5 protein-coding genes are annotated in these 4140 nt (G+C 42.0%); 4 read left to right on the forward strand and 1 reads right to left on the reverse strand.

Translation table 11 applies throughout. The features are described from left to right. Positions 1 to 160: 160 nt before the first annotated feature. Positions 161 to 286 (forward strand): hypothetical protein, encoded by a 126-nt coding sequence (locus tag J6O61_RS09150; RefSeq protein ID WP_292212212.1) that lies wholly within the window; start codon positions 161 to 163, stop codon positions 284 to 286. A gap of 53 nt (positions 287 to 339) precedes the next feature. Here J6O61_RS09150 and J6O61_RS09155 read toward each other — a convergent pair whose 3' ends face one another. Then, complete coding sequence (locus J6O61_RS09155; protein WP_292212214.1) at positions 340 to 2103, reverse strand: MATE family efflux transporter; 1764 nt, start codon at positions 2101 to 2103, stop codon at positions 340 to 342. Positions 2104 to 2453: 350 nt separating this feature from the next. Here J6O61_RS09155 and J6O61_RS09160 point away from each other — a divergent pair, with 350 nt between their 5' ends. The 3 genes from J6O61_RS09160 to J6O61_RS09170 are packed head-to-tail and all read left to right on the forward strand — an operon-like array spanning position 2454 to position 3968. Beyond that, on the forward strand, positions 2454 to 3119 hold the full coding sequence (locus J6O61_RS09160) for an L-2-amino-thiazoline-4-carboxylic acid hydrolase (RefSeq protein WP_292212217.1): 666 nt from the start codon (positions 2454 to 2456) through the stop codon (positions 3117 to 3119). Then, entirely contained in the window at positions 3119 to 3271 is a 153-nt protein-coding gene (locus J6O61_RS09165) for a hypothetical protein (protein WP_292212218.1), read from the forward strand. Before J6O61_RS09160 ends, J6O61_RS09165 begins: the two co-directional genes overlap by 1 nt. 22 nt (positions 3272 to 3293) lie before the next feature. Continuing rightward, entirely contained in the window at positions 3294 to 3968 is a 675-nt protein-coding gene (locus J6O61_RS09170) for a DUF6796 family protein (RefSeq protein WP_292212219.1), read from the forward strand. The last annotated feature ends 172 nt before the right edge of the window (positions 3969 to 4140 follow it).

Below are 4140 nucleotides of genomic sequence, written 5' to 3' on the forward strand. Positions count from 1 at the left end.
AGCATTGTCTCCGGGTTATTTTGTGAGTTTGGTCGCTGACATTATACCAAAAAGGGAGGTCAATGCTCTTTTTTATTTTGAACTCCCGATAAATCAAGGCTTTAGAACTAAAAATGGGTAGTTAATTTGACACTACCTTTATGTGTGAGGAGGTAAAAATATGAATACAAAGACATGGGTTATAACTGTTGGAGGAGAGGTTTGCGCACCACTTCTTTTAGGAGATGTAGAGAGCAAGACTAAAGACAACAACATCGAGACCGATGAAAAATCCAAAGAACATTAATACAGCCCTAACATGGTAGAGAAGTCCATGTTAGGGCTTATTTTTTGCCTTTGCTATTTGATCTTTATCGTAAGTACATTAAGTCCAAGCATATTCTGATATGAGAATTCATCTGCAATCTTTGATACCATCCGGATACCGATGTTTTTGGAAGGATCCTCGGGATTGAGAAGTTTGTTCATTCCCACGGGATCAAAGGGCTTGCAGTCATCCTTTATTCTGAGCATGATCCCGTCTTTCTTTGAGACAACTCTTACATCCATATTGTGGTCTTTGTTATCCGCATTAAAACCGTGATTTACGATATTACCCGACATCTCTTCCATGGCAAGTGAAGAGAAGTAGGCAGTTCTTTTTGCATATCCCTTAGATGTTACAAAATTCTGGATCTGCTCCGAGGAGCCGATGACATCACTCATGCTGTTTACGTTAATACACAGCCTGTCTTCATCCTTTACACCAAAGCTGTTTCTAAACAGCAGCCATTCATCAACATTTTTCGGAATATGTTTCCAATAAAAGCAGGCGTAGATGGGGTAAACCAGTGCGGTTATCACGATACCTATGGGAGTTGCCCACCATACACCAAGAGCGCCCATGACAGGTGCAAGAATCAGTGATGGGATAACTACGCTGAAATATCCATCGACAACTGAAGATATGTGCACTGCGATATTGTTTCCGGTTGCCTGCAGGTAATTGGTCTGGATCTGCACCACAAGGATCAGCGGAAGAGCAAGAGCATAAATCATGAACTGCTGCTTTGTAAGTATGTAGACTTCAGAGGTTTTGTCCGGGAAGAATATGGTGGCCATTGGACCTGCGATCAGCACCATGAAGACCATCAGTGCAAACATCATAGCCATCATCTTGGTAAGTGCTAGCTTTATAAGACTTTTTATTGAATCCTTGTCCTCTTCACCTACATAGACACTGGCAAGCATCCTTATGACTGTTCCTCCGCCTACGCCAAGGGCTACAAAGAACCCTCCGACCATACCCATGGAAGCTCTTGAGGAAAGTCCAACCTCTCCTCCGTAACGAAGAATGACTCTGTTGAGGGTCAGGTCTCTCATGGCAAGACAGAACTGAAGAAGGGCTCCGGGACTGCCTATCTTTATCAGGTCAAAGGTCTTTTCCCAAAGGATATTACTGATGCTGAATTTCATCTGAGCTTTACCTGCGATGAAGTAAGGAAGCAGTACAAGGAAATAGATCCAGTTGCAGGCGCTGGTCGCATAAGCAAGACCAAGTACATCGAGCCTTAGAACTGTCACAAAGAATATATCAAGTGTGATGTTGAAAAAGATCATGGCACCGACACCGATATAGTTTCTCCGGCTCTGGCTTTCAAGCTGAAGATAGGAAGCAAGTTGCTGAGAGAGGAACATGGGAATGATACCGAAGGAATAACCCCTTGAGTACTGCATTACACTGGCCTTTAGGGATTCATCGGCGCCACAGAAAACAGCAACTTCTCCGGGGAAAACGAAGCATATAACCGATATCAAAGAGCCTATGAAAAAGGCAAGTGTCAGGCACAGGGAAAAGATGCCTCTGGTCTTTTCAAGGTCTCCCGCTCCGATGTAACGGCCGCTTAAAACCGTTCCTCCGCCCAGTATAACGGAGCTGATAGCTGAAACAATTCCAACTACGGCAAAAAACAGACCTATTACGCCGACAGTCTTTCCATCAATATAGCGACCGGCGATGGTTCCGTCGACGATAGAATTTATGGAATTCATGCCAAATATTAAGATCTGAACGGGAAGAAGTTTAAAGAATAATTTTTCCAGAACCTGATTCTTTGAAGCCATATGTTTACCTCTCTGCTTTCCGGTTGCGTTATATCATTAATTATAACGTGGATTTAAGATGCGGGCAATTTGCATAAAAATGAGATACCTACTTTTTTTTGTATGTAGATCATAGACAGAAACGCAAACGAGTGTTATTATTTAATGTTAGCAGAGACTAACCAGAGAGGACGACGACATGCCAAGTATTCAGGTAAAAATGATCAGCGGATTATTTAAGCTGATCGGGGTAAACAGGATGCTGAGGACATACTAACAGAATATGATGCATTGTTGGGGTGCGATGGAATTTGTGCCTGAAGCCCAGGCAGTCAGACGAGAATATTTTAAGGCTTTGAGGTGAACAAGTTATGCGGAAGAATTCAGTAAACAATATGCAGAAAGAGAGAAAAGAACTTAAGCGTAAAACGATAAAAACCCTGAAGGAAAAGGAAGCTTTCAGGAAAGAGATCTCTGGCAGGCTTTCACTGAGTGAATGTGAAAAGATATGGCGTGATGCACATAAACGCCTGTATAAGATGTATGCGGAGCATCAGGATCTTCCAAAAGGAGTGGCAATGCACACGGACTCATTCATTTTTCCGGCGGCAGCCATCTACCTTGCTATGAAAGAAAGTGATCCTGATATGGCATATGAAGTCATGAAGAAGGTGATGACAGAAAAATCAGGTAAAACCGGGAGGATGATAGCAAAATGCTGCCACTTGCCAGGCTTTAAGAAGTTTTTTTTAAGAATGTGGGATTCAATGAGTCATAAGATGTTCGGGGAGACTTCGGGATTCAAAAATGTTTTTTATCCCAAAGAGAAAGGATGTTTTCGTATGGATATCACACAATGTCCATATAACAAATACCTTACGGAGCAGGGGTGCCCGGAGCTGAACGTCCTTTTCTGTGAGAACGATGTTTATACTTACGGAAATCTTCCGGGGCTTAAATTCACCAGAACAAAGACGATCGGCGCAGGTGATGATCTGTGTGATTTTAAGATGGAAATCATAAAGCAGGAGATGTAATGAGCGATAGTAACGAGAATTATTTCCCGGAAATTGAAAGCGTAAGCCATGGCAGGAAGTATGGATTTAACATAAAAAGCCAGCTACTTAAGCTTTTGGTTGTATTCCCGGCAATCTCTGCCTTGGCAGCTTGGATATGTACACTGATTTAATATGCTCTTAGGGAGGTAAGTTATGAAGTCAAAACAAAGAATATTGTTTGGGTGTTATGCAATGGTACTTGCTATTATTGGGGACTATCTGCTTGGATACGGTACGATTGGCACAACATCAGACCCGGATGCCTATATGGGCATATCATGGAATGTGGCTCCTGATTGGAGATACGCAGTATCATCAATCCTCGGTTTTTTATGTGCAGCGATGTTTGCTTATGCTGCAACAGAACTGATGAGGATTATGGATGATGAATATAATCTAAAGAATTCCAAACTATATAAGCTTTTCAAGGTTGCCAACTGGGGAGGAATTCTGTATTTTGCCTTTATTCATATAGGCATATGCATTCTTCCTGTTGTTTTTAATGCAGGAATGGAAGCAACGGGAGATGTCGAAGCAGCAGTTGGTATGACGATCAGGGTTTTGAAAAGTGAACTGATTCCATTGTTGGCCGGTTTTGTGGTCTGCGATCTGTTTGTGACTATAGGATGGATTGGAATGGTTATTAAGGGTATGCTTCCTGTTAAAAAATGGATGATCATATGCTGCCCTGTTTTTGGTGTGACTTTTGGAAATCTGCTCAATTTGATATCAGAAGGGTTGGACTCTGGGACAGAATCACTGGGGTGGCTCATGTTGTATTTGGTTTGTGCACTAACTCTTACAGATAAGAAAAGGTCAATTAAATGAAGCAGACAAAAAAACAATGGAAACTAATTTCGGGACTCCTTGGCTGTCTTTGTTTTGGTGCCGGGGACTGGCTCTCAGGCCTTAGATATTAGAAAAGGAGGCAGTGCATAATGATTTGTGAAGAGGAAGTAGTGGGTCACAATATGTAATGTAAAAAATAGTAAGTCCGATG

This window comes from Butyrivibrio sp. (assembly GCF_017635265.1).
In the GTDB taxonomy this organism is placed as follows: domain Bacteria; phylum Bacillota; class Clostridia; order Lachnospirales; family Lachnospiraceae; genus Butyrivibrio.

Excerpts from the sequence above, each read along its gene's own strand:
- J6O61_RS09150 (WP_292212212.1), top strand. The coding sequence starts at position 161 with ATGAATACAAAGACATGGGTTATAACTGTTGGAGGAGAGGTTTGCGCA.
- J6O61_RS09155 (WP_292212214.1), bottom strand. The coding sequence starts at position 2,103 with ATGGCTTCAAAGAATCAGGTTCTGGAAAAATTATTCTTTAAACTTCTT.
- J6O61_RS09160 (WP_292212217.1), top strand. The coding sequence starts at position 2,454 with ATGCGGAAGAATTCAGTAAACAATATGCAGAAAGAGAGAAAAGAACTT.
- J6O61_RS09165 (WP_292212218.1), top strand. The coding sequence starts at position 3,119 with ATGAGCGATAGTAACGAGAATTATTTCCCGGAAATTGAAAGCGTAAGC.
- J6O61_RS09170 (WP_292212219.1), top strand. The coding sequence starts at position 3,294 with ATGAAGTCAAAACAAAGAATATTGTTTGGGTGTTATGCAATGGTACTT.